The following is a 26,716-nucleotide window of genomic DNA, read 5'->3' on the forward strand; positions in this document are numbered from 1 at the left end:
ACTAATTATAACTTTTCTATATATAAATTGTCCCTATTCACCCCCCTATAACATTAGAACCTTACAACTTCTTGATTACCAAAACCGGTTTTGGTTTATCTGAAAATATATTAAATAGAAAACTCCTGGTCATCTGCCCACTTTTCGAAACCGGTTTTGCATTATATATATTCTTGATAAATTACAAAATTCCTTCTTTTTCCCAAAATTTTTTTAGTAAGATCTTTCACATTTTATTGTTTTTATAATTAAAAATACTACCCCTTCAAAGCCCCAGCTGTCATGCCCTTAATAATTTTTTCCTGAAAGAATATATACATAATTATTAAAGGTAAGACCGATAGTAATAGTGCCGTTAATGTTTTGGGTATATCCATTCCATAGGCTGATTGAAATTCAAATAAACCTAAGGTTAAAATCCTCTTCTCTGGACTAGAAGTCAAAACAAGTGCATAAGCAAACTCATTCCATAACATAGTTAAATTATAAATTGCTATAGTCGAAATAGCTGGTTTTACTAATGGCATTATAACTGAACCAAATATTTTATAATAACTGGCACCATCAATAACTGCCGCTTCTTCAAGCTCAGAAGGTATCTCTTTGATAAATCCAGTAAGAATAAATATTGAAACCGGCAGGCTAAAAGCCACATAAGGGCCTATCAAACCTATTAGATTATCATATAAACCCAATGACAAGGTCATTTTATAAACAGGGATTAAAGTGGAATGTATAGGGATCATCATACCAGCCACAAATAGAATAAATACCAGGTTACTAAATTTAAATTTTAATTTGGCAATTGCATAGGCAGCCATTGATGAAGCTAAAATAATTATCATTACTGAAACAAGACAAACAAAAATACTATTTAAAAAATAACGATAAAAACCAGATCCTATACCAACATGAATATAATTCTCTAAATTAAAAGAAGCTGGTAAAGACCAGACTGGATTTGTAAAAAACTCAAGATTACCTTTAAAACTATTCTGTAAAAGAAAAATTAAAGGATAACCTGTTATTATTAACCAGCTTAATAAAAATAAATATATTATAATTTTACTTAGTTTATTTTTTGTAATCATTCTTCCACCCTCCTTTAGTCATTGATTCCTTTTCTTAAGTTAGTAATATACAAAAAGACAATAGATACTACAAAGGCTATAATAAACAAGGCCAGTGATATTGTACTACCATAACCCATCCTTAACTCTGTAAAAGCCTTTGTATACATATAAGTAGCCATTAATTCTGAAGCATGGTTTGGACCACCACCTGTTAAAGCAAATATCATAGCAAAATATTTTAGTGAACCGACAATAATAAGAACAGCAGCACTGATAATAGTTGGCCGTAAGAGAGGCAGAGTAATTCTCCAGAATACTTGCAATGAATTAGCACCATCTATCTTGGCAGCTTCATATAACTGTTCTGGAATACCAGAAATTGCCGCCATAAAAATAATCATATAAAGAGGGATAAAACGCCATGAAACCGGGGCGACTACAGAATAAAAGGCAATATCAGGATTACCTAACCAGGAGAGAGCCCATTTATTAAAACCAATTAAATTCAAAAAATTATTTATTAACCCAAAATTAGGATCATACATATAGCGCCAAAGAAAAGCTACAGCTACTGAGGAAAGCAACATTGGTACAAAAAAAATGGTTTTAAATATTTTAGTTCCTCTTAATTTTGAACTAAGAAAAAGAGCTAATAGTATTGCCATTGGTATCTGTACTATTAAAGAAAGAAAAACAAGTTTAAAATTATTAGCTACTGAGATCCAGAAAATTTCATCATGTATTAATTTAGTCCAATTTTGCCAGCCTATAAAAAAACCCTTTCCCATACCATCCCATTCCAAAAATGAATAATAAGCCGACAAAGGAATAGGTGCTACTAAATATATAATACAAAAAAAAGAAGCTGGTAGTAGAAATATAAAAACTACAAATTTTTTTGAATGGATTAAATTTTTCATCAAATCCTCCTCTATACATTATTGTAAATAGTGAAGGGGATATATCCCCTTCACTATTGAAAGATAGGTAGTTAGTTAACTAAACATTTTAAACAGTTATTCCTCATAATATTCTTTAGCAGCAGCTTCCATCTTGTTTGCTGCCTCTTCAGGTGTCATCTGTAAACCAAATAAAGCCTGGGTTGTATTTAAATGAACTTGGGCTAATTCAAGTGGTAATGACTGATCATACCACAGCTGTACATATGCCGCCTTCTGTATTTGTTCATATACCCCCTTTAATATTGGGTCTTTGATTTTATCTTTAGCACCATTTAATGGTGGTATATTACCTATTTCAACCAGCTTTTCTGCCATAGTCTGATCAGTCAGGTATTTTAGAAATTTAACGGCAGCATCTTTATATCTGCATTTTTGTGTTATTGAATAATAATTATCACCAGGGGTTCCAATTAAATTACTTGGGTCTCCCTTGCCATCTTTAAAGGCTGGAAAATTAAAGAATCCTATTTTACCATTATTGATTAATTCTGGATTTTCATTATTCATTGACCCAAGAGTCCAACTACCCATTAAATACATGGCAGCTTTATCAGCATACAGCATAGCCCTGGACTGAGCAGTATCTTCATCCATACCATTTACACCTTTAGGAAAAGCACCTATTTTAATTAGCTCCTGTATTACTTTTCCTGCTTTTATAAAAGGTTCATCATTAAAAGCACCTGTCCTGTTTAGGGCATTTTTAAAGGCATCAGGGCCGCCAATTCTATCAACTAAATATACAAAATACATAGAACCGGTCCATTTGGTTTTATTTGCCAGGGTAAAGGGAGTAATACCATTATCTTTAAATGTCTCTGCAACATTAAGCAGGTCTTCATAAGTTTTCGGTGGTTTTAATCCGTATTTATTAAATAAGTCTTTTCTATACCAGACTAAGGCAACTGTCATATTGGTAACCGGTACACCATAGTATTGCCCATCAACTTTCCCTAATTCAAGGGCAGCGACAGGGAATCTTGCTAACCAGTCACTATCCATATGTTCTGTAAGATTATAAACCTTATTATTCTTAACATATTTTTCAAGACTTGAACTCCCCCAGGTCATAAAAATATCAGGCTCATTATTAGCAGCCATGGCAGTTCTGATTTTAGTCTTATAATTATCATTAGTAATTGGAACATGCTTAATTTTTATGTTAGGGTTGGCAGCTTCAAAACGGGCAATAGCATCTTTTACAGCCGGACGGCTAGTATCACTTTCAGTCCTTATATCCCATAATGTCAAAGTAATATTATCGGCCAGCACCATATTACTAAAGACAACACCCAGACACAAAGTTATAACCAGTAGGACAAAACTCTTTTTCATTACTTTTTTCCTCCTTTAAATTGTTTAGACAAAGATCATTTCATGAATCTTATATTTTAACCATCACCTCCCTAATCATCAGTTGTAATATTACTTCCCTTTAGAATGTTCAGTAAATACAAAACCGGTTTTGGGAAGGGGTAAAATTAACTTCTAAAAACTAATTTTTTAAATATCGACAGGATGTCCTTTCAACAAAATTAACTGGTAAGACAATAGGATTAAATTCTTCCTCATTTATTATTTTCATAAGTAACTCTGAAGCTTCTTCTCCCATCTTATACTGGTCCTGATTAACAGAAGTTAAATTGTAGTGATAACTTAACTCAATATTATCAAAACCTACAAAAGAAATATCCTCAGGAACACTTAATCCAGCATCCCTAGCTGCCCTGATAGCACCAATAACCATCATATCTTCTCCAAAAATAGCTGTTGGCCTATCCGTCATAGTTAGTATTTCTTTCATAGATTTATAACCATCTTCCAGGGTATATTCAGTATGATAAAGCCAGTCTGTTTTGACCTGTAATCCATATTTTTCAAAAACCTTTTTACAGCCGCTTAACCTATCCTGGGTAGGTTTTACCTCTTCAGGACCCAATAACAAACCGATTTTTTGATGCCCCAGGCTGATTAAGTATTCTACTGCCTTAATAGCCCCTTTTTCATTATCTGAAATTATATATGAAGCCCTTTCACCTGTTAACTTTACATCTATAAAAACTGTTGGTATTTTTGATTTAATTAAATTATTAAATCTAGCAATATTTTTCATATTAAAACCAAGCATAATTATTCCATCAACATTCTTATCAGAACTCTTTTCGACAAAGTTAAACTTTATACCAGTATCCATATAAAATCTCATTGTCTTCTGATGTGTAAAATATAAAAGGTCATAACCATGCTTTCCCAAAGTATACTCAATTCCCTGTATTACTTCACGAAAGAAAAAGTTATTCAGATTTGTAGGGACAAACATGCCAATGGTATATGATTTATTAGTAGAAAGACTTCTGGCCATTGTGTTCGGCCAGTAGTTATTCTCCTGCATAATTTTAATAATCTTCTGCTTTGTTTTTTCATTTACATCAGGATAATTATTAATAACCCTTGAAACAGTAGATTTAGAAACATTGGCCAGTTTAGCTATATCATTGATTGTCGCCATTTTCCGCTCACCTTCACCTTGCAAAACCGGTTTTGTTATGTAATATAATTTATATTCTACACAAATTTAAAAATTCCTTCTTTTATTTAAATTTTTTTAAAAAATATACATTAAACTTTTTGTATAGGGGCATATTCAGCCAGAAGAGTTCTGGCCTTCCCACGGGAAAACTTTATCTTTAATTCCAGTGAACGTTCATTGTTTATCTCCAGAACTTCCCCAATGCCCCATTTCGGATGAAGCACCCTGTCCCCAACCTTATAGTTTTGCCGCTTAGCAGCATGTCTATTTTTATCAGTACTTACAACTTTATCGTTACTAGGATCCTCATCAACCTTATCAATATTAAAGATTGAGTCCCTTTCAATCAATAATTCATCAGGAATTTCCTGCAGGAATTGAGAAGGGGGATTTGCCTGATACTCACCAAATCTCATCCTCTCTCTGGCCCTACTCAGATATAATTTCTCCATCGCCCTGGTAATACCTACATAACAGAGCCTCCTTTCTTCCTCAATGCCCTCAACCTCAAACATGGAATTGGCATGTGGGAAGATACCCTCTTCCATACCTATCATAAATACCACCGGGAATTCTAAACCCTTAGCAGCATGAAATGTCATTAAGACAATAAACTGCTCTGTATCTTCCATAGTGTCAACATCAGATATTAATGACACCTCTTCCAGAAACCCTGCCAGACTATTATCCTCACCATTATTTAGAAACTCCTGCATCACTGAAAAAAGCTCCTGGATATTTTCCAACCGTGTTTTTGCTTCAACTGTCCCCTGCTTTTCTAGTTGGCCCTTATAGGATGTCTCTTTTAAAATCTTATCTGTTAACCTATCAACAGTATTCTCCCCGGCATATTCCCTGAACTCCTCCATCATAGAAAAGAAATTTTTTACCCGTTTCTGATAAGCACCTGTTAAATCCGTAATCTCCTCAGCCCTTAGACCAGCCTGGTAAAGGCTTATCCCCTGCTCTGAGGCATACCTCTCAAGTTTTGCTATTGTTCCATCACCAATACCCCTTTTGGGTCGATTAATAATCCTCTGTAGACTAATATCATCATCCGAGTTATAAATTACCCTTAAATAGGCCAATATGTCCTTAATCTCCATTCGGTCATAAAAACGTAAGCCCCCAATAATCTGATATGGTATAGCATATTTAACTAAAGAATCTTCTAAAGCCCTTGACTGGGCATTAGTTCTGTATAAAATAGCAATATCTCCATAATTATAACCCCTCTCTAATAATTCCCCAATAGATTTACAGATATATGACGCCTCATCCTTCTCATTTTGGGCCACATAGAGATTTATATCTTCTCCTTCTCCCCTGTCTGTCCATAGTTTCTTTTCTTTACGGGAGATATTATTAGCAATTACACTGTGAGCTGCTTCAAGTATCTTTTCCTTAGAGCGGTAATTCTGTTCCAATTTAATAATTTTTGTATCAGTATAGTCTTTTTCAAAGTTCAGGATATTTTTAATATCAGCACCGCGGAAACCATAAATCCCCTGGTCAGGGTCACCTACCACACATAGATTTCTATATTTTGCTGCCAGCAAATGCACCAGTTGGTATTGGGCAGTATTAACATCCTGATATTCATCAACCGAAATGTATTTAAACCTCTCCTGATAATGCTCCAGCACCAGGGGATATTCTCTAAATAAATCAACAGTTTTCATAATCAGGTCATCAAAATCCAGGGCATTGTTTTCCTTTAATCTATCCTGGTAACGCTGGTAGACAGGGGCTGAAATCTGACTGAAATAATCCCCTGAACCCGCTTGATACTCTTCTACAGAGATAAGTTCATTTTTAGCATGGCTAATCTCAGCCAGTACAGCGGCTGGTTTAGTTCTTTTGGGGTCAATATTTAACTCCTTAAAAACACCCTTCACAACTGTCTTCTGATCAGAGGTATCATAGATAACAAAATTATCACTATAACCAATTTTAGTAATATCACGCCGGAGTATCCTTACACAAAAGGAGTGAAAAGTACTAACCCAGATAGTCCCCCCTAGACTGTCCAGTAAACTAGCCACCCTTTCTTTCATCTCTTCAGCAGCCTTATTGGTAAAGGTTACTGCTAAAATATTATAGGGAGACACTCTATAATGATCAATAAGATAGGCTATCCGTCTGGTCAAAACCCTTGTTTTACCACTTCCCGCACCGGCCAGGACAAGTAGTGGACCATTAAGGTGTTCTACTGCCTTTTGCTGTTCTGGATTCAATCCCTTTAAAATTACATCATCATCCACAAAAATCACTCCTAGCTACTGTATTCATTAAAAGACCTTATTTTCAATATACAAGTTATATTATTCTATAATTGCAGACAAACTCCTGCCTGCACTTATTTCTTTTTCAGATCATAAACTATATTGGAAAAAACATAATCAACCTTTGAATAATTAGAAAGGAGTTTTTTTATTGTGAAAATAACTACCTTAAATTTTCCCACCTCATTAATAATCAACACCGCACTATACCTATTATATAGAAACATGTCTTTCTGCCCGGGGGATCCTTTTCTCCTGTACATAGGCATTATTCTCCTGTCCCTTTACAAATTTAATGATCAGAATTTATCTAATCTCTTTGCCGGCTTTATTTTTACTAACACAGGGATTGCCCAGATAATAATAGCTAATAAGCTGATTAGTCTTATCAGTAATAAACTATTAATCATCTCTATACTGGGAATCACCCTTTTAATTATCTTTGCTATTAGTTGTAAAAAAACATCTTCTCAGGAATTCATTCATATTTACTGGCCTTTTCTCACTGGTTTGACCTTAATTATTATCAGTATAATATACAATCTAAAACTAGAGGAAATAATCTGGGAAAATATCAGTCTATACTGGCCTTCAGGATTACTCATACTAGTGATTTTTAAGAGAAAGTCTTTGTTCTGTAATAAATTGGAATAATATTTGTTTAAATCTGTTACATAATAATAGTAAATAAAAAAAAGGGTGTGAAATAATGGATCAACATACAACTTTTACTCCTACACAGGAATATAACCAAGAACAATACCAGCAACATCAGCAAAGAAATCAACAGACACAGGAAAGAATGTCAAAACCACCTTCCTATATTACTACTAAAGACCTATCATATTTACAGGATGCCTTATCCTGGGAACTACTGGCCATGAAAAAATGCCGCCATTTTGCCAATGAATGTAGGAATAATCAAATAAAGCAGCATATTAATCAGGCTGGTCAGATACACCAGAAACACTATAAAATACTACTAAAACATATTAACCCAGCCAATTCTAACTATCACCACAATAGGGGGTTTAACAATGGATAAACAAAACAATCAATTTAATCAAAATCAAGATTTTTATCAGTCAAGGGGCCAGTATGGCGTTAACCAAGATCACTATACCCAGCATAACGAGATGAACCAGCCATATAATCAACAATATACTAGTAGAGGACAGCAAAACCAGCAGATGACTATCCAAAACCCAAAATCAAATATCCAACAACAGAGTGGGCCAGATATGAATGACCGGGATTTTCTTAATGATATCCTGGCCACAGAAAAATATTTAAGTGACGGATTTAATGTCTTTGCCAGAGAAGCAAGCCATGGACAGCTTTATAATGATGTTATTCAGATTCTAAATGAAACCCATGATTGTGAAAGAGACCTTTTTAATTTAATGTTTGAACACGGCTTTTACAGTTTTAAAACCGCCGCTCAGCAAGATATTCAACAAGCACATCAACAATTTTCCGATTACATAAACAAACAGGATCCTTACCATAACCAGAGAATCTAGTGAAATAATATAATCAGGGTCTCTCAATTAAATTGAGAGACCCTTTTATTCAAAAACATATCATGAAAACATGCTAGATACTATATCATTTAATAATTCAGCTTTAACTGTTTTAACAGGTAAATCATTCTTCCATATAAAACCTAGTATCCAGCTGGCAGTTCAGACTTTCTTAAGGCTTTTTTATCTATCTGGTTTTCTTATTTTCACAGTAACACAAGTACCCTGCTGTGGTTCGCTCTCAATAAAAATACAATCTCTAGTATTATAAAGATAGGAAAGACGTGCACGTAAATTTGCAAGTCCAATATGTTTTCCTTCTGAATTCAATGCTTCTATACTACCAGAAGAATTAAGCTCCTTTAGTTTAGCAGGCTCGATGCCAATGCCATTATCTAAAACTCGAATAATTATATTATCATCTTCCATTTTTATAGAAATTTTTATAGTTCCATTTATTTCATTACCATTTTCATCAAACATTCCATGATAAAGTGCATTTTCAACCAATGGTTGAATAATACTTTTGGGTATTTTAAAATTATAAAGTTCTTCATCTATATCCCAGATAAATTTAACATCTCCTTGATACCGATAATTATGAATAATAATATATTGTTTGACCATATTCACTTCCTGTTCAACTGTATCAAATACATCAATTTTCTTAACCCGTAAACGGTCCTGTAAAATTTTTATAAGTGCAGTATTAACTGCAATAATATCTTCACATTTTCCCCTGCGTGCTAGAATATTTATAGAGTTCATTGTATTATAGATAAAATGGGGATCAAGTTGACTAATAAGCAAATTATATTTCATACGGTGTTCCATTTCTTCCTTTTCTAAAAGCTTATTAATACTGATTTTTAAATCATATACCATATTGTTAAAATATATACTAAGATCACCTATTTCATCATCTGTCTGGACAGTAGGCATTACATCAAGCTCTCCATTAGATACCTTCAACATAACATTTTTCAACTGGCTTATCGGGTTAGTAATCGGTATTATAATAAATGGAGTAATAAAAATTATACATAAGAATAATGTACTAAATATATAAATTATCATCCAAAAATAAGGTCTATAATCTTTTTTTATATTTTTTCCCGAAACATATGAAACAAAGAGCCAATTACTCTCTTCAGAAAATTGTACAAAATTATATCCATTATTTTTCCAAAAAGATGAAATATCCGTATGTTCAGTATTTTCCATATGTTCTTTAATAAATCCAGACCAGTTATCATCTTTCTTTAAAAAAAATGGTTTGTAGTTAAGGTCTGTCCACATATAATTGTCTAACATATTAGAAACCAACAACTTAGAAAAATCCAATATATAATTGCATTTAAAAAAAGCAGTAACAGTAAACCACTTGCCAAACATATAAAAATTCTTACAATAAGCAGCAGTATAAATCTCTGAACTAAACCCTCCTTCCTCCTTAATAAGATAGCCTTCGGAAAAACCATCAGCATACTTTGATTCATGTAATTTGATATACCAGTTACTTTCTAATAATTTTAAATCCATGTCATTTATCTGCACAATTGACGTAAAACGCTGTTTTCCATCCTGGCTTTCAATTATTATGCTTCTTATCTTATTGTTCATGCCAGCTAATCTATTCAAATTTTGACATACTCGATAATAATACTTTTCAGAATTTGTATTAGCATAGTTTTGATAGGCAGTTCTGTATCCACTATCATAAGCTATAGTCTCGGTATAATTCTTGATATTAGAAAACAAAATATCTGCCTGTTGCATAATTTGCCGGTTAACATCTTTAGCAGTTTTAACAGTCTGCTCTTTTAAGGGAGGAATAAGTATAATATAAGATACAATAAGCGTTAAAATAAAAATAGTAAAGCACATTATAGTAGATTTAATTACTATTTTGATTCCTACTCGAGACATTTTCCATTTTTTCATGTTTTTCCTCTTTTTCTATATTGAGACGGGGTTTGTCCTGTTTCCTTAGCAAATATTTTACTAAAATATTGACTTGAACCATAGCCAACCATTGAAGCAATTTGATATATTTTATATTTTTCTTTACAAATAAGTTCTTTTGCCTTATTTATACGAACCTTTGTTAGATATTCGTTTACAGTTAAGGATGTATCCTTTTTAAACATAACACTTAAGCGATTAGCACTCCATCCTACATTACGCGCTATCTCATCTATTCTTAAATCACGCTCTTTATAATTTTGATATATATACTGGATTGCTTTAATAACCTCCTGAGAATAACTATTTCGACCCTCCTTTAAACGCGCCTGTATAAGTGTTCGAAAAGAATTTTTCATCCATTGTTTAATATCAGATACATTCATCCAATTTTTCCTCATAATTTTTAAATTAATTTTTGAGCATTGAGTTGTTGCTAAAAGACATTCTGTTTCACGCTCCAATATTTTATAAAGCAATTTAGAAAAATGTAATAATCTATTGTACTCTAATCTCGATGATATTTCTTCAAAAATAGTATCTATATATTCTATAAACCCGGATTCGTTATTATATTTTAATTTTTCTTCTATATCTAAAATATCAATTAATTTTTTTTCTGTTATATCTGCATCTTTTAAATTATTTATATCATAAATTTTCCCATTACCAAGTAAATATTTTAATTTTAATTTTTTTTTATAATCACTATACTTCTCTTTAAAATCAACAAGGTTAAACATATTATAAGAAATAAAAAAAGTATAATTATTTCCTGTTTGTCTTATCAGTTTTTTTTGTAAATTTATACAATTACTTCTAAGATTAAAATAAATGTCCTTTTCGGAGTGTTTTCTACAGGACTCAATAAATAAAAGAAATCTATTTTCTTCTAAATAACAAACATATTTAACATGAAAATCCTGTCTGATAAAATCTTTACACATATCAATAACTTTTTGCTTATATTCTACTTTATTAAATTTCTCTATATCTTTTACTATTGGCAAAGGATAGTCCTGCTCAATAATAATATGATAATACCTCTCAGATATAAGTTGCTCAACATTAGAATCATATTGAAATGTATTAAAATGACCATCAATATTTGACTGCAGAAGATCCTGCACAATCTTTTCCTTAATCAATCCATAATTTTGCTTTTCAATAATTATTTCATCTTTAATATCACATAATTTTCTGGAAATAATTTCTTTGCTGATCTCACTTTTTAACAAATAATCCACTATTCCAATTTTAATAGCTTTCCTGGCATATTCAAATTCACCATAAGCAGAAAGCAGAATAAGTTTTGTTTTGCTATTCAATTTTCTTATTTCGTTAACAAGCTCAATTCCATCCATAAGAGGCATCTTTATATCAGAAATTACAATCTGTGGTTGTGTTCGCTTAAACTTTGCCAGGGCCTGTCTACCATTATTTGCTGTTGCAACAATCTCAAACCCATTTGTTTCCCAGTCAAACATATCAATAAAATCTTCTATAGTAAGTCTTTCATCATCCACAATCATAACTGTAATTTTATTCATAACCAATGCCACTCCTTAAATATTTTTCTGCTTATTTTATTTTAAGAAAGCATTACAAAAACTTCCCTGACTGCCAGCATTAGTACTTGTAAAATAAATATAATTAACTATTTTTGGTAATTTTCAAACAATTTGAATAAATAATAATTGATGATTATAGTTAGCTTTAAATTAGTATATCATTTTCTATTAAAATGTCCAGATCTCCAGTATGAAAATTCTTGATATTTATAAATCACAAAAGTCTATATGACCAAAGAGCGTTACAAAAGCCAAAAATTTTCTCAATTATTCTTGTATTCCAATTTTGATCTCAATACATCATCTATTTTTGGGATAGACCTTGATGCACCCTTTTGAGCAACAGCAAGAGAAGATGCAACTGAGGCAATCCTCAATACTTCTTCAATATGATAATTTTGAACAAGCATAGCAATAAAATACCCGGTAAATGTATCCCCTGCTGCGGTAGTATCCAATGTCTTCGTTTTATAAATACCATGGGTATAAGTTTTTTCACCATCTTGATAAATAACACCATCTTTACCAAGTGTTAAAACTACCTTAGCAGCTGGATATTTAACCTTCATGCTGTTTAAAATTTTATTTGTCTCCTTTTTACCAGTTATCTGCCTTCCCTCAACTTCATTCATAATAAAAATACCTATCTTTCTCAGATCACACTTAAAGATAGCAGTATTAATGGGAGAAAGGTTTAATATTATTTTTATTTTCTTCTCATATGCACGTTCAATAATATAATCCAGTAAATTAATTTCATTTTGTAGCAAAATAATATCATCTTCACCAAAATCAGATAATACTTCATCTACATACTCCTTACTATTTTGATGGTTTGCACCACCAAATAATACTATACTATTCTGACCAGTATTACTCACCTGGATAATAGCATTACCTGTTCTTTGTGATACAGTTTTTAAATACTTTATATTAATATTATTTTTTTTGCATACATTTAATATAATATCACCATCTTCTCCGAAAATCCCGGCATGATAAACCTGTACCCCTGCTCTGGCAAGGGCAACAGACTGATTTAATCCTTTACCACCAGGGAATACTTCAAGATCTGTTGAATTAATCGTTTCTCCTGGATTCACAATATGTTCAACACTATAAACATAATCAATATTTAAAGAGCCAAAGTTTAGAATTTTCATGTAATCAGTCCCCTAAAATATTTTTTATGATACCTAATTTTATTCTGATATATGTGTTACCTACCATACAAGACTCCCTCCTGTTTTGTTTTATAAAATGACATATTAAAAAAGGGAGTCTTTTTTATAAACATTTTTTCAATTGAATTTCTGATTAGAACCAAGTTTTTTGCTATCAAACCTATATAACAAAACTGCTTAATCTACAGCTAATTTTTTGAACATATCTCCAAACACACAATCACGTTTAATAAAATTACACACTCGCATTAGATGTCGTGAAGAATCTATTTTCCATTTGAAATTATCTAATAAAACTGGGGCATTTACTAATGTTGTACAAAGCCAGCCTGGATTTATAAGATAGGCAATGGCAGAAATATCCCAAATAATCTTTGACCAGGCATATGTGTCAGGTTGATACTCCATATTAGCACAAACATCTTTTTCGTAATCAGCTGTACCCTCCAGATATTTATCCATAGCTGCATTATATTCCTCAAAAGCATTTTCATCTTTAGTAAAGCTTTTTACAGTGTCACTTAGATATGTTCCAATTCTACTCTTGTTTGTTAAATAATAATCAAGTTCATATTCGGTTGTTGTCAGTTGTGATGCAACACCCATACATGGAATTTGAATAAGTGGAACTCCACAATCAAATACCAATTGTGAACTTAAAACATCCTGCATCAGATTGAATTCCCAGGTTTGTGGCCAATAGTGTGGGTGTCCTCCCAACCACACCACAACAATTTTTCTAATAATTTCAGGTTCCATTAAAATAGCTGAAGCAATATTTGTAATTGCACCAATAGAAACCACATATAATAAGTCTTCAGCTGACATTGCCCGTTTCACAAGATCCCTTGCTGCTTCACTATCTAAAGGATGCTTATAATTTTTAAGATAATTAGTTGAGCCTCTAAATACTTTTCCCGACGGGTCTTTACCTAAGATATTAAAAATTTTTAATATCTCATTATAACTCTTTTCCATCCCCTCTTTAGGATTTGCAACTTTTGAATTAAAAAACGGGGCTGCATAAACAGCATTAACATTAATTTCCTTCGGAGAACGCAAGGCATATGAAAGTGCAAACTGGTCATCAACTTCATTGTATGTGTCTGTATCCAATACAACTTGTACCTCTCCCTTTGTAGGACTCAAACGTCGAATCATTTCCTCTCTGGTTATAATTGGAAATTTCATTTTATACCTCCCTGAGTTTATTTATAAAATTACTTTTTTTCTTACGAGTCATAAACTCTTTAATATCGTCCCTCTTTGATGTGATAGTAACCACCATTAATAGAAAAATTCCTAAAGATACATTCTGTAAATTATCTGGCAATCCCAGTGCAATAATACCCGTGAAAATAATGTTAAGTGAAAATATTCCTATAAATATTCCAAAAGGAAGTTTACAAACTGGAAGAATAGTTAAACCGATTATTAAACCAATCAATGGGCGAAAAATAGCCACTAAACTAACAAGATTAACTTTAGCAGCCATTGACCCCGAATAACAAAATTGCATGACTGATGCTATTCCGAGGAAAATAGAACCAATAACATAGGTATTAAATTTTACCTTCATAGGTTTTATACCCACATTTTTTGCAATTAATTCATTACTTCCAACCAGCTGTGTCTGACTGCTAAAACTTGTATAGTAAAATACCAGATAAAACAAAATTAAAGTACCTGCCAGAACTAAAATATTATACGGAAAGTTACCTAAAACAGTTAACTTAGAGCTTAGTGTAATTAATCCACCATTAACTAATTTTGCACCTAGAATTTCATAAATCATTAGTAACCCAAAAGAAACAACCATTGACGGAATTCGTGAAAAATAATATATTGCACCTGTGATAATACCTAAGATAATACTGCTTAGCATACATCCAATAATTAACCCGGATAGTCCAAATTCAACAGACATTAATCCCCCAATTAACCCGGCAAGTATTATTCTAGAACCAATTGTAAAGTCAAATATTCCAGCTTTAAATCCAAAACTGATTCCATATGCAATAATTGTTGGAACAATAGACTGAATCAGAATAATATATAGACTCTCAAAAGAACCCAACCTTTCAGGTACCAAAATTAGTAAAACTGAATATAGTAAAATTGGTATTGACAGGGCAATAAATATTTTGATCACAATATTTTTCATTATAAAAATCCTCTCAATAATTTATTTCCATTAAACCAATTAAAACAAGCTTTTGTGTCTTTTCATTATATCTTCCAATCCAAATGTTTGGGCAATATTAAACATTGTTTTTTTTGTAACAGAATCATTTTCAAATTTAAACATCATTTGCTTAAATTCTTCAGCTGTATATGGAGGTATATCACCTTCTACATATTTTTCATAATTATCCGCATCCTCAGCGCTTGTTATAAACATCATATTGATTTTTAAAGTCATCGGTTTAGTTGATAGTGGTGTACCTTTAACCCTATTTATAAGCATAGCAGATGTCAATGTCGGGTCTGCAACCATATTTCCCCCTGCAACAACCTTAAGACTACCCTTGTTAAATTCTTCGCCCATACCTTTTGCAAAATCAATCATTCCAACCTTTACCGAACCTTCTTTATTATGTGTTTCAAGTGCTTTGATAGTACCTTGTAAACTTCCTGGCGTTACTGCCCCACCAACAATAAATATACCATCCATTTCAGGGTATGAAGCTATAAAACTTTCAACTGCCTTTGTGGCATCATTTCCATCTGTTAAGCCCCTTGTTTCAGCTAAAAGTTTTATACCCAGATCCTTACATGCCTCTCTTATACCAACATCCCTTCTATCTCCACTGATATCACCCTTTTTTAAGCCAAGTACTGCCAGATTATTTACACCCTGTTCATGTAACATCTTAACAATTTTATAAGCAATTTCTTCATCGTTTTCATTGCTATTGCCTACATAATATGATGAAGATTCAACATTTGCTTTAATGGCTTCATCTTTAATATAACGAAATGGTAATACAAAAGGAATTTTTGCATTTTCACACATTTTTTGTAATTTGGGTATAACCGAATCAGCTGGAGGTATCAAAACAAGACCATCAACACCAGCTGAGATAAGTTTTTCACTTGCAGTTACAAGCCCCTCAGGACTATAATCCCAATTTTCAAATATAACCTTACCCCCAGCAGCATTACATGCCGTCTCTACACTCTTCTTGATGGCAACCCAGACAGAAGCATTAGAAACTATCATAGGCATACCAATAGTAAAATCATCCTTTGTTTTTTCTACTGTAGATTCCTTGTTGCTATTATCCATAGAATTTTTGTCCAAGGTTGCACATCCAGTAAACATTACAAATAAAATCATAATACAAAGAATTAATAGAACTATCTTCATTTTCATAATATTTCCCCCTTTTTTTATTTTAGCTTCTGTTAAGTTATATACTGTTATAATATATTAAACTTATGTTAACCTCCCCCCCTTTTTTTATAATTTTTTTAGACAGAAAATTTTAAAACTTTATTTTATCACTGTAATATTCTTTCTATCAAAAGATACTATGACTGCTAAAATAAATATTACACCTCTAATTAGCTGTTGGTTAAAATTATCTATACCCCATAAAGTCATACCATTTGAGACCAATGCCATAATTGAACTACCAATAATAACATTTCTAAACCTTGAGTTACAACCACCAGTAATTGGTAATCCCCCAAGCATTAAAGCAATTAACACATCTACTTCAAAATTAACACCAGTTGAAGTAGACGCAGTAAAAGATTTCACAATACTAAAGAAGGCCACCAGACCGCATGATAGACCAGAAAACACATATGCCAAAATCTTGCTTTTTATAATATTAACACCACACTGTTTGGCTGCCTGTATATTAGAACCAATTGCCCTGGAACGTTTACCAAATTTACTATATTCAAAAACAATGAAACCAATAACCATTATAATTAAAAGCACTATTGTCTTAATGAAAATTGTATCATATTTCCCCAGATAAAAACTGGCCCCAATAGAACCTGAATCCAGAAGTATATAAGTAATTCCTTTAAGTATAAAGGAAATTCCTATAGTTGCAATAAATGAAGGGATTTTAAGCACCGAATTTGTAAAACCGTTAATAACTCCTATTAATGCACCTAATAGAAGTGATACCGGTAATGTTAAAAACAAACTATAATGTGATACTAATGCTGCAACTACAGCCACAATACCAACTATTGCTCCCATAGAAAAATCCAAGTTACCTTGTGATATCACAAAAATCATACCTGCTGCACCAATTGCAATACTAAATACCTGACTAATAATTACAGAGCCATTAGCTACTGTTAAGAGCCTACCATCACTTATTATTTCAAAGAATAATAAGATTAAAACAATCCCAACATAAGGTAATACTTTAACTAGTTTTGTTTTTAAATTATAAGTCTTAATTCTATTTTTTATTGTAATACTATTTAATAGCGAGATTTTCAAATATACTCACCTCCGCTTTAAATCATATAATTAATTAAATCAGATTCTTTCAATTCTTCATTTCGTACAAATTCTCCTGATATCTGACCATCTTTAAATATAATAATCCTATCACTCATACCAATTAATTCTGGCAGTTCCTCAGAAATCATCAATATAGATTTATTTTGAGTCTTTAAATCATACATTAAATCGTAAATATCACTTTTAACACCAACATCAATACCACGAGTAGGACAATCTACAATCATTATTTCGGAGCCATTTGCTAACCACTTGGCAATAGAAACCTTCTGCTTGTTTCCACCACTTAAATACATGCAAAACTGACTAATAGAACTCATTTTTATACTTAATTTATTTGTCCAGGTATTTACCAATTTTTTCTCAACATTTTTACCTATAATACCCCATTTTTCTAATTTATCCAGTGAAGGTAAACATATATTATCTTTAATACTGGCTGCTGTCATTAGAGCTTCCGTATCCCTATTTTTTGAAACATATCCAATCTTATTATCTATAGCTTTATGCGGTGTAGTAATATCAACACTATCCCCTACTTTTACATCACCTGTATACGGTTTTATTAGACCAAACATTATTTTTCCAAGCTCATGCATACCAGATTGTGTAAGACCACCTATTCCAAGAATTTCTCCTTTATTCAATTTGAGAAAAACATTTTTCAATACCCCATATGAAACATCATTAACCTCAATTGCTATCTCATCACTACTTGTCCCTTCACTATCCTGACGATAAAAATTATCACTTATTTCCCTTCCAATCATAAGCTGTTTTATTTTATTTGCTTCCATCTTTTTCTTGGAGAGTCTACCTGTTATGTTACCATCTCTTAATATTGTTACAGCATCACACATTGCAATAAGCTCATCTATATCGTGAGAAATAAATATAATAGATTTCCCCTTACTACGCATGTCATCCATAATATCGTACAGAATATCTCTCCCTTTTTTATCTAAAACAGTAGTGGTCTCATCTACAATAAGCAATTTGGGCCTATTATACATTGCACGAGCAATTTCAACTAACTTTCTGTCCTCAAAAGACAGTGAATTAATCATTGCTTTGGGGTCAATATGGTTAACACCAATGGAATCAAGGATTTTTTTAGTCTCTCTATACATTTTATCTAAATTAAGTATACCAAATTTGGAAAATAAACTTTCTTTTCCAACAAACACATTTGCCATCACAGTAACATCCTTTACTGTGCCCTGTTCTTGAACAATCATATTAATCTGATTATTATTGGCATCTAAAATATCCTTTGGTTCATAGTATTTTCCGTCAAAATACATTTCTCCACTATCTGCGTTTTGAGCTCCAACAATAATAGAAGATAATGTAGATTTCCCAGAACCATTCTCTCCAATTAAACCATGGATCTCTCCATATCTTACTTCGGTAGAAACATTTGTAAGTGCTTTTGTTGGTCCAAAGCTCTTATATATGTTATCTACTTTTAAAATAATATCCTTTTTCAAACTATCCACCTCCTATCAAAATAAGTTTTGTTAAGTTATATCAAACTTGAATTAGCCTCCCCGGAAAGAAAACATAATTTAAGAGCTAAATCAAAGTGTTATATCCAAAATTCTCTGATAAAAACTTTGTTTCTAAAACTAAATACATTTGATATATAAAGGAAGTCATGATTTTTTCATATGAAGTCATGATTTTTTCATATTAAGTTTACAAGTCTAATAAACAAGCTATACGAGGACACTTGGTAAAGATGAAATTTATCATAATTAATGTTCTTTCTTAAAATAATTATAGCATTCATGATTATTTAAGTGAATAATACTATCCTTTTATTCTGTATGTTTTCCTTTTATATTACGATTAGCCCAGGACATACTGTGTAAGAATTAAATCAATAATATAAAAAAAGTATTCATCCTTGTTGGGGCAAATACTTTTATTATATTAGATATTGTCTTTTCTATATTCCAGAGATTCTTCGATATTTAGGAAAGTGTCTTCAATACCGAGTTTTTAACAAATTCGTGATTGTTCAAAATTTTTGTCGTCTTTGGACTTAATCATTATTTAAAATGTTACTTATTTACTTCTACCCTCTAACTCAATCAAAATATCCTCTAAGGGTATCTGATAGATATTTAATAAAACAAGCAAATGATAGATTAGGTCACTTACTTCATAGACTATCTCATCATGATCAGCATTTTTAGCCCCTATAATAACCTCAGCAGCCTCTTCCCCTACCTTTTTGCAGACCTTGTCAACACCTTCATTAAAGAGATAGTTTGTATAAGAGCCTTCTATCGGCTTATCTTTGCGCTCCTTGATCAATTGATATAATTTTTTAAGGAAAACAGCCTTTTCCAGAAAGTAATTATAACTATCACCATCTTCTTTATTATCTAAAATCTGACCATCCAGTTTACGATAAAAACAACTTTTTTTTCCTGTATGACAGGCCGGGCCCAGTGGTTTTACCATGACAAGGATAGTATCATTATCACAATCAATCCTTATTTCTTCCACTAGTTGATAATTCCCGGAGGTTTCCCCCTTAACCCATAATTCCTGTCTGGAACGGCTCCAGAAAGTAGCCTTTCCACTTCGCAAAGTCATCTCCAGGGATTCCTGATTCATATAGGCTGCCATTAAGACTTCCTTTGTATTACTATCCTGTAGAATAGCAGGAATTAAGCCTTTTTCATTAAATTTTACATTTTTCATTATCTTATCCACTTTTACACCACCTGTTAAACAATTAATTTAGCGTCTTGCATAATTGATTGTTCCCAGACAAAAACTCCGCAACGAATTTAGTATCAGCCAATTATGGGCTGTTTTTACTGCCTCCTTTATTGAAATACGCAAGGTAGGAGCCAGTATTAGTCCATCGAGGACGTCAAAACTCCCTAAACCAAGGTCCGACGCACCGCTGTGCTAGTGCTGAGCTATCCATGCGTTATTTTAAAAAAACTCAGCGAAACAAAAAACATCCTTCTTCATAATTGTCTTTACTAAATTCTGCAACCTTAATTTTCTTGTATGGTCTATTTAAATAGGGAGTGCCCTAGGTGCTCCGTTTTAATCGTCTGGATAACAATTCAATTATGCAAAAGGTCTATTATGAAAGACCCTTATTTATAAAATACTCTTTCCTCTTAATCAATCTTCCGTATAGGTAGGCCTTCATTTGCCAGATAATTCTTTATCTCTTTAACTGTATATTCTTTTTCATGGAAGATAGAAGCTGCCAGAACAGCATCAGCCTTACCAACTATCAAAGCATCTCTTAGATGAGAAGGTTTGCCTGCACCACCAGAGGCAATTACAGGTATATTTACTGTTTCAGAGATAGTTTTTAACAAATCAAGGTCATAGCCATCTTTAGTACCATCTGCATCCATACTAGTCAGGAGTATTTCACCAGCACCCATCTCTTCCGCCTTTATTGCCCAGTCAACAGCATTTAAGCCAGTTGCATTTCGTCCACCGTGGGTATAGACCTCCCAGTCATTTTTGTCCCGCCTCCGTGCATCAATTGCAAGGACGATACACTGACTGCCAAATCTAGCTGCCCCATCAGCAATAAGCTGAGGATTTTTAATAGCAGCAGAGTTGATAGATACTTTATCAGCACCTGCTAATAGTATCTCTCTCATATCATTTATTGTCCTGATACCACCACCAATTGTGAAAGGAATAAAAACCCTGGAGGCAGTCTCTTTAACAATATTCAGCATAATACTACGTTCCTCATGTGAGGCAGTAATATCCAGAAAAACCAGCTCATCTGCTCCTGCTTGATCATAAAAGCTGGCTAAATCTACAGGGTCACCTTCATCCCGTAAATTGACAAAATTCACTCCTTTAACAACCCTTCCATCCTTAACATCCAGACATGGAATGATCCGTTTAGTTAACATTTATAATTCCTCCTGTAGTTTCTTCAGGTCAGGGGACAGGTCACCTGTATACAGGGCTTTTCCCACAATAGAATACTTAATGCCTATTTCCTTTAATTCTTTCAGGTCTTCCAGGGATGAAACCCCACCTGAAGCAATAACATCTATCTGGTCAATCTTATTTAAAGAGGCAAGCCCGGCAATATCTGGACCCTCCAGGGTTCCATCCTTACTAATATCGGTATATACAAAGGTCTTGACCCCTATCTCTTTCATCTCCTTGATCAGATGGGCTACATCTATATCACTATCTTCCAGCCACCCTTTAACAGCAACCTTACCCCGGCGACCGTCAACCCCTACTACCACCCTCTCAGGGCCGTATTTCTTTACCGCTTCTTTAACAACTTTCGGAGCTTCCAGGGCAAGGGTGCCCAGGATTACCCTGTCAACCCCGGCTTTCAGGTATAAGTCAATTATCTCTAAAGACCTGATACCACCACCTAATTGAACAGGTATATCAAGACTGGAGGCAATTTCTTTGATGATAGATAGATTCTGTGGTTTACCATCACGAGCCCCATCCAGATCAACCATATGAAGGTATTGAGCCCCCTGCTTCTGCCAGTACCCAGCCATTTCCAGTGGATTCTTGCTGTATACCGTCTCCCTGCTAAAATCACCTTTCAAAAGCCTTACACAACATCCCTCTTTTAAATCAATTGCTGGAATTATTAGCATTTAAAACCACCCCACTGAAGTTTCTTAAAACACTCAAACCTACCTGGCTACTCTTCTCAGGGTGGCACTGCATACCCCAGACATTATCCCTTCTTACCACAGCTGCAAAGGTTTGATTGCCATAATTTGTTTTGCCAAGTATCACATCATCCCGTACTGGTTTCACATAATAGCTGTGTACAAAATAAAAATTTTCTCCATTTAAGCCATCAAAAACCTGGTCTTTCTTTATGATCTCCACCTGATTCCAGCCAATATGTGGTACCTTACCAACTTTATTACGATCAAATAACTTTACTTCACCCTCAATCAAGCCCAGTCCAGCAGTCTCCTGACATTCTTCACTACTACTAAATAAAAGCTGCATACCCAGACAGATACCGAAAAAGGGTTTACCAGTTCTGACCTCTTCAATAATTCGTTTCTCCAGCTTTAACCTTTTAAGATTCTCCATTCCCTCACCAAAAGCACCTACACCAGGTAGTACTATACCACTGGCTTCTGCAAGAGCACGGTAATCACTACTGAGTTTTACTGGTACATTGAGGTATTCAAAGGCCTTAACAACACTGGCAAGATTACCGATATCATAATCTATTACAACTATCACTATTGATCACCTTCCCCTAGACTCCCTTTAGTCGAAAGGGCTTTATTCCCGATCCTCTGATCAATACTGGTCGCCTCATCCAGGGCACGTCCAAAGGCCTTAAAAGCCCCTTCAATTACATGATGGGCATTACCACCCCTGATCATCATAAAATGAAGATTCATTCCGGCATTACTACTTAGGGATCTGAAAAACTCAGCAAATAACTCTACAGGAAAAGCACCTACACATTCCCTGCTGAACTCCAGATCAGCAGCATAATAACTACGGCCGCTCAAGTCCAGAACAACCTGCATAACAACCTCATCCATTGGTATAGTAACATTTCCATAGCGTTTAATACCGGCCTTATCACCTAAAGCCTTCTTAATAGCCTGCCCCAATACTATCCCTACATCCTCTACTGTATGATGTTCATCAACTTCCAGATCACCCTGAACAGCTAGCTTCAAATCCATAAAACCATGACAGGATATTAAATTAAGCATATGGTCAAAAAAACCAATCCCTGTATCAATCTCAGCCTTACCACTGCCGTAAAGCTCTAATTCAAGGCTAATAGATGTTTCAGCCGTTTCCCTTTCTATTTTAATCATTGGACTCATTCCCTTCAAACCTTATTTTAACAGCATTAGCATGCCCATCTAAACCCTCCAGTTCTGCCAGTTGAATGATATCATCACTGATAGAGGCCAGGTCTTTCTTCTGGTAATAAATAATACTCGATTTCTTAATAAAATCATCTGTGTTTAGTGGTGAAGCAAAACGGGCTGTACCACCTGTTGGTAAAACATGATTGGGACCTGCCAGATAATCTCCCAGAGGTTCAGATGAATATTCACCTATAAAAATCGCTCCTGCATTATCAATTTCAGGTAAAATAGTAAAGGGCTCCTTGACTAGTAATTCAAAGTGCTCCGGGGCAAAACGGTTAACCAGCTCAGTCCCTGCCTTAATATCATCAACAAGAATAATTAACCCATTTTCATTAATTGAAGTAGTGGCTATCTCTTTCCTGTTTAATCCTTTTAACTGCAGAGCAAGCTCTTTATCTACCTTTTCTGCCAGCATCTCACTATCTGTTATCAAGACAGAGATAGCTAAGGGGTCGTGTTCAGCCTGTGAAAGTAAGTCTGCTGCTATATAATCAGGGTGTCCACTACTATCAGCAAGTATCAAAACCTCACTGGGACCAGCCAGCATATCAATATCGACTACCCCGTAGACAGCCTTTTTAGCCAGAGTAACATAAATATTACCTGGCCCTACTATCTTATCAACACCTTCTATGGTCTCTGTCCCATAGGCCAGGGCAGCAATAGCCTGGGCACCACCTATCTTATATACTTCATCAACACCTGCTTCTCTGGCCGCCACCAGTGTATAGGGGTTTATCCGGCCTTCTTTATCTGGTGGTGATACTACTACTACTTCCTTAACCCCGGCAGCTTTAGCAGGAATAACTGTCATGACAACAGAAGATGGATAAGCAGCCCTACCACCTGGTACATAGGCCCCTACCCTGGCTAACGGCTTAATTATTTGACCTGTCATAGCACTATTCTTATATGTAAACCAGTTCTGCCGCAGTTGTTTGCGGTGAAATTCCCTGACATTAACAATTGATTTTTTTAGGGAAGTAATAAAATCATCATCCACCATATTATAGGCATCCTTAAATTCCTCATCACTTACCAGTAAATCGTCCAGTTCTATACCATCAAATTTAGCAGTATATTTTAAAACTGCCTGATCACCATTATTTAATATATCATTTATAATACCATTAACCAGTTCTGTTCTTTCATCTGCCACAGCAAATCCTCTCCCTGCCAGCAGATTATTTATCTCCCCTCGATCACGGGAATAAGATAATTTACGCATCACTATCATCTCCCTTTACCTCATTAAGCTTTTCGATCAATTTCCCAATAATCCCATGTTTAGTCTTATAACTGACATTATTAACAATTAGTCTAGATGATGAAAAGGCAATGTCTGCTATGGGTAGCAAATTATTTTTGCGCAGGGTTGTTCCAGTTGAAGTAATATCTACAATCAGGTCAGCCAGATCAACCAGTGGAGCCAGTTCAACCGACCCATTCAAATAAATTATCTCTACCTGCTTACCAATTTTTTGAAAGAAATGCCTGGTAATATTAGGAAAAGAAGTGGCTACCCGGCTGTGATCAGGGATATCCTCAACCCTGTTTATTCCCTGTTCAGCTGGCACAGCAACCACCAGTTTACAGGCCCCTACCTTCAGGTCCTGGACCTCATATAGCCTTTTGCCGTGTTCAAGAATAACATCCTTACCGGTTACACCGATATCAGCTGCACCGTGTTCTACATAAACAGGTACATCTTTGGGTTTAGCCAGTAAAAACGAATGCCCTGTCTTCTCATCAGTAAAAACCAGTTTACGTGAAATCTCATCTATATCCAGTCCAGTGGAAATAAAGCCAGCCTCTTTTAATATTTCAACAACTTGTTTCATTAACCTTCCCTTAGGTAAAGCAGTTATTATTTTGGCCATAATATACCCTCCCACCCTTCACTTATCTCCTGTTTAAATCTCTCCTTATCTTTAATCTTAATCACTTCAACACTAGCAACTGGATGAAAGGATACTATCCTTTCTGCCCCTATCTCTCCGGCATAATTAATCAATTCATTACTAAGTACATCCCTCTCCTCCAGGATAATTATATAACCTTTCTCCCGCATAGTCCTGGCTGTAGCCAAGGCTAATTTCCTTTTGTCAGCCGGAAAAAGAAATAAATCATCAATTTTGTCTTCCTGGAAATGGTATGACTGTTTTTTCAAAGCCAGTCTAACCCTCTCCAGACCAATAGCAAAGCCAATGGCCGGGATATCTCTTTGACAATATTGTCTGATAAGATTATCATATCTCCCACCACCACAGATTGTATAACCAAGCTTTTCTGTAAAACCCTCAAAGACTACACCGGTATAATAATCAAAACCTCTAATAAGTCCTAAATCAAAAGTCAGATAATCTGCCAGACCATAGTCTGCCACATAGGCATAAATATCACGTAGATTTTGCAGGGCCTCCCTTGACCTCTTATTACTTACCATATCCCCGGCTTTATTGAGAATCTCCTTGCCTCCGCGGAGCCCCGGCAGCTTATAAAGAAGGTCTTTATTAGCTATCCCCATTTTCTCAATGTAATTATTCAAACCGACTATATTCTTTCCATTTAGATATGTTTTAATTTGATCAATCTCTTCTCTATCCAACTTCAATTCTTCAATAATTCCATCTAAATAACCTGTATGGCCTATATCAAACTTGAAATCCCTCAAACCTGTCTTGAGGATTGCCTCAATAGCCAGGATAAGGGCTTCAGCATCTGCCTTACTCTCCCCTTCACCAATTAATTCTACACCCATCTGATATATCTCTCTATTCTTACCTGTCTGGGGTTCATCATAACGAAAAACAGAGGCACTATAAGAAAAACGTCCAGGTAAAGTCATCTCACCTACCCTGGCAGCAATTGTTCGCGCAATAGGTGCCGTAAGCTCTGGCCGCAGGGTGAGAATATTTCCCTCATAATCTATAAATTTATATAATTCCTTTTTAAGTCTTGAACCCATACCAACAGTTAAAGCCTCATAGTATTCAAGTGTTGGGGTAATAAAAGGCTGATACCCCCAGAGCCTGAAAGTCTGGCGTATATTTCCCTCTATCTCTTCTAGTTCAACCGCAGTTTCCGGCAGATAACTCCTCATTCCCCGCGGTGATTTCAATATATTACTAGGCATTTTACATCATTCCTTTATTATTTTAATACTTTAATATATTAAAGAATATAACACACATATTCCTTTTTGTCAAGGGATTGATTATCCAAAAT

23 protein-coding genes are annotated in these 26,716 nt (G+C 34.1%); 2 read left to right on the top strand and 21 right to left on the bottom strand.

What is annotated here, in order from left to right; translation table 11 throughout:
• Positions 1-257: 257 nt before the first annotated feature.
• The 5 genes from D7D81_RS17530 to pcrA all read right to left on the bottom strand — a co-directional run bounded on the left by D7D81_RS17530 (position 258) and on the right by pcrA (position 6,829).
• The gene (locus D7D81_RS17530) at positions 258-1,091 is read right to left on the bottom strand and encodes a carbohydrate ABC transporter permease (protein WP_125991316.1); all 834 of its coding nucleotides are present in this window, start codon (positions 1,089-1,091) and stop codon (positions 258-260) included.
• A 14-nt stretch (positions 1,092-1,105) separates the two neighbouring features.
• Positions 1,106-1,993: a carbohydrate ABC transporter permease gene (locus D7D81_RS17535; RefSeq protein ID WP_125991317.1), complete on the bottom strand. Its 888-nt coding sequence runs from the start codon at positions 1,991-1,993 to the stop codon at positions 1,106-1,108.
• A gap of 96 nt (positions 1,994-2,089) precedes the next feature.
• Positions 2,090-3,370, bottom strand: a complete 1,281-nt coding sequence (locus tag D7D81_RS17540; protein WP_125991318.1) for an extracellular solute-binding protein — start codon at positions 3,368-3,370, stop codon at positions 2,090-2,092.
• 160 nt (positions 3,371-3,530) lie between these two features.
• Positions 3,531-4,544: a LacI family DNA-binding transcriptional regulator gene (locus D7D81_RS17545; RefSeq protein ID WP_125991319.1), complete on the bottom strand. Its 1,014-nt coding sequence runs from the start codon at positions 4,542-4,544 to the stop codon at positions 3,531-3,533.
• 110 nt (positions 4,545-4,654) lie between these two features.
• Positions 4,655-6,829: a DNA helicase PcrA gene (gene pcrA / locus D7D81_RS17550; protein ID WP_125991320.1), complete on the bottom strand. Its 2,175-nt coding sequence runs from the start codon at positions 6,827-6,829 to the stop codon at positions 4,655-4,657.
• 730 nt (positions 6,830-7,559) lie between these two features.
• Here pcrA and D7D81_RS17555 point away from each other — a divergent pair.
• Both D7D81_RS17555 and D7D81_RS17560 read left to right on the top strand, forming a co-directional pair.
• Positions 7,560-7,895, top strand: coding sequence for a hypothetical protein (locus tag D7D81_RS17555; protein WP_205739271.1), 336 nt, complete (start codon positions 7,560-7,562; stop codon positions 7,893-7,895).
• A 91-nt stretch (positions 7,896-7,986) separates the two neighbouring features.
• The gene (locus D7D81_RS17560; protein ID WP_125992335.1) at positions 7,987-8,373 is read left to right on the top strand and encodes a spore coat protein; all 387 of its coding nucleotides are present in this window, start codon (positions 7,987-7,989) and stop codon (positions 8,371-8,373) included.
• Positions 8,374-8,556: 183 nt separating this feature from the next.
• Here D7D81_RS17560 and D7D81_RS17565 read toward each other — a convergent pair whose 3' ends face one another.
• The 16 genes from D7D81_RS17565 to hisZ form a co-directional block, all read right to left on the bottom strand.
• Positions 8,557-10,317, bottom strand: coding sequence for a sensor histidine kinase (locus D7D81_RS17565; protein WP_125991321.1), 1,761 nt, complete (start codon positions 10,315-10,317; stop codon positions 8,557-8,559).
• Positions 10,314-11,888 (bottom strand): response regulator transcription factor, encoded by a 1,575-nt coding sequence (locus D7D81_RS17570; protein ID WP_125991322.1) that lies wholly within the window; start codon positions 11,886-11,888, stop codon positions 10,314-10,316. The genes D7D81_RS17565 and D7D81_RS17570 overlap by 4 nt, the downstream gene beginning before the upstream one ends.
• A 284-nt stretch (positions 11,889-12,172) precedes the next feature.
• Positions 12,173-13,072, bottom strand: coding sequence for a ribokinase (locus tag D7D81_RS17575; protein WP_125991323.1), 900 nt, complete (start codon positions 13,070-13,072; stop codon positions 12,173-12,175).
• 198 nt (positions 13,073-13,270) lie between these two features.
• Positions 13,271-14,284, bottom strand: a complete 1,014-nt coding sequence (locus D7D81_RS17580; protein WP_125991324.1) for a nucleoside hydrolase — start codon at positions 14,282-14,284, stop codon at positions 13,271-13,273.
• A 1-nt stretch (position 14,285) separates the two neighbouring features.
• A complete protein-coding gene (locus tag D7D81_RS17585) occupies positions 14,286-15,257 on the bottom strand; it encodes an ABC transporter permease (protein ID WP_125991325.1) in 972 nt (323 codons plus the stop codon).
• 39 nt (positions 15,258-15,296) lie between these two features.
• The gene (locus tag D7D81_RS17590; RefSeq protein ID WP_125991326.1) at positions 15,297-16,469 is read right to left on the bottom strand and encodes a sugar ABC transporter substrate-binding protein; all 1,173 of its coding nucleotides are present in this window, start codon (positions 16,467-16,469) and stop codon (positions 15,297-15,299) included.
• Between the two features lie 120 nt (positions 16,470-16,589).
• Entirely contained in the window at positions 16,590-17,564 is a 975-nt protein-coding gene (locus D7D81_RS17595; protein ID WP_125991327.1) for an ABC transporter permease, read from the bottom strand.
• Positions 17,565-17,581: 17 nt separating this feature from the next.
• The gene (locus D7D81_RS17600; protein WP_125991328.1) at positions 17,582-19,078 is read right to left on the bottom strand and encodes a sugar ABC transporter ATP-binding protein; all 1,497 of its coding nucleotides are present in this window, start codon (positions 19,076-19,078) and stop codon (positions 17,582-17,584) included.
• A 580-nt stretch (positions 19,079-19,658) separates the two neighbouring features.
• Positions 19,659-20,303 (bottom strand): bifunctional phosphoribosyl-AMP cyclohydrolase/phosphoribosyl-ATP diphosphatase HisIE, encoded by a 645-nt coding sequence (gene hisIE / locus D7D81_RS17605; protein ID WP_125992337.1) that lies wholly within the window; start codon positions 20,301-20,303, stop codon positions 19,659-19,661.
• A gap of 434 nt (positions 20,304-20,737) precedes the next feature.
• The gene (hisF, locus tag D7D81_RS17610) at positions 20,738-21,502 is read right to left on the bottom strand and encodes an imidazole glycerol phosphate synthase subunit HisF (RefSeq protein WP_125991329.1); all 765 of its coding nucleotides are present in this window, start codon (positions 21,500-21,502) and stop codon (positions 20,738-20,740) included.
• Positions 21,503-22,222 (bottom strand): 1-(5-phosphoribosyl)-5-[(5-phosphoribosylamino)methylideneamino]imidazole-4-carboxamide isomerase, encoded by a 720-nt coding sequence (gene hisA, locus D7D81_RS17615; RefSeq protein WP_125991330.1) that lies wholly within the window; start codon positions 22,220-22,222, stop codon positions 21,503-21,505.
• Complete coding sequence (gene hisH, locus D7D81_RS17620; protein WP_125991331.1) at positions 22,200-22,832, bottom strand: imidazole glycerol phosphate synthase subunit HisH; 633 nt, start codon at positions 22,830-22,832, stop codon at positions 22,200-22,202. Before hisH ends, hisA begins: the two co-directional genes overlap by 23 nt.
• Positions 22,832-23,437, bottom strand: a complete 606-nt coding sequence (gene hisB / locus D7D81_RS17625) for an imidazoleglycerol-phosphate dehydratase HisB (RefSeq protein ID WP_125991332.1) — start codon at positions 23,435-23,437, stop codon at positions 22,832-22,834. Before hisB ends, hisH begins: the two co-directional genes overlap by 1 nt.
• Positions 23,421-24,725, bottom strand: coding sequence for a histidinol dehydrogenase (hisD, locus tag D7D81_RS17630; protein WP_502699987.1), 1,305 nt, complete (start codon positions 24,723-24,725; stop codon positions 23,421-23,423). Before hisD ends, hisB begins: the two co-directional genes overlap by 17 nt.
• Positions 24,709-25,368, bottom strand: a complete 660-nt coding sequence (gene hisG, locus D7D81_RS17635) for an ATP phosphoribosyltransferase (protein WP_125991334.1) — start codon at positions 25,366-25,368, stop codon at positions 24,709-24,711. The genes hisD and hisG overlap by 17 nt, the downstream gene beginning before the upstream one ends.
• The gene (hisZ, locus tag D7D81_RS17640; RefSeq protein WP_125991335.1) at positions 25,356-26,624 is read right to left on the bottom strand and encodes an ATP phosphoribosyltransferase regulatory subunit; all 1,269 of its coding nucleotides are present in this window, start codon (positions 26,622-26,624) and stop codon (positions 25,356-25,358) included. Before hisZ ends, hisG begins: the two co-directional genes overlap by 13 nt.
• Between the last annotated feature and the right edge of the window lie 92 nt (positions 26,625-26,716).

Origin of the sequence: Halocella sp. SP3-1, from assembly GCF_003953885.1 — a bacterium.
GTDB classification, from domain to species: Bacteria; Bacillota; Halanaerobiia; order Halanaerobiales; family DTU029; genus Iocasia; species Iocasia fonsfrigidae.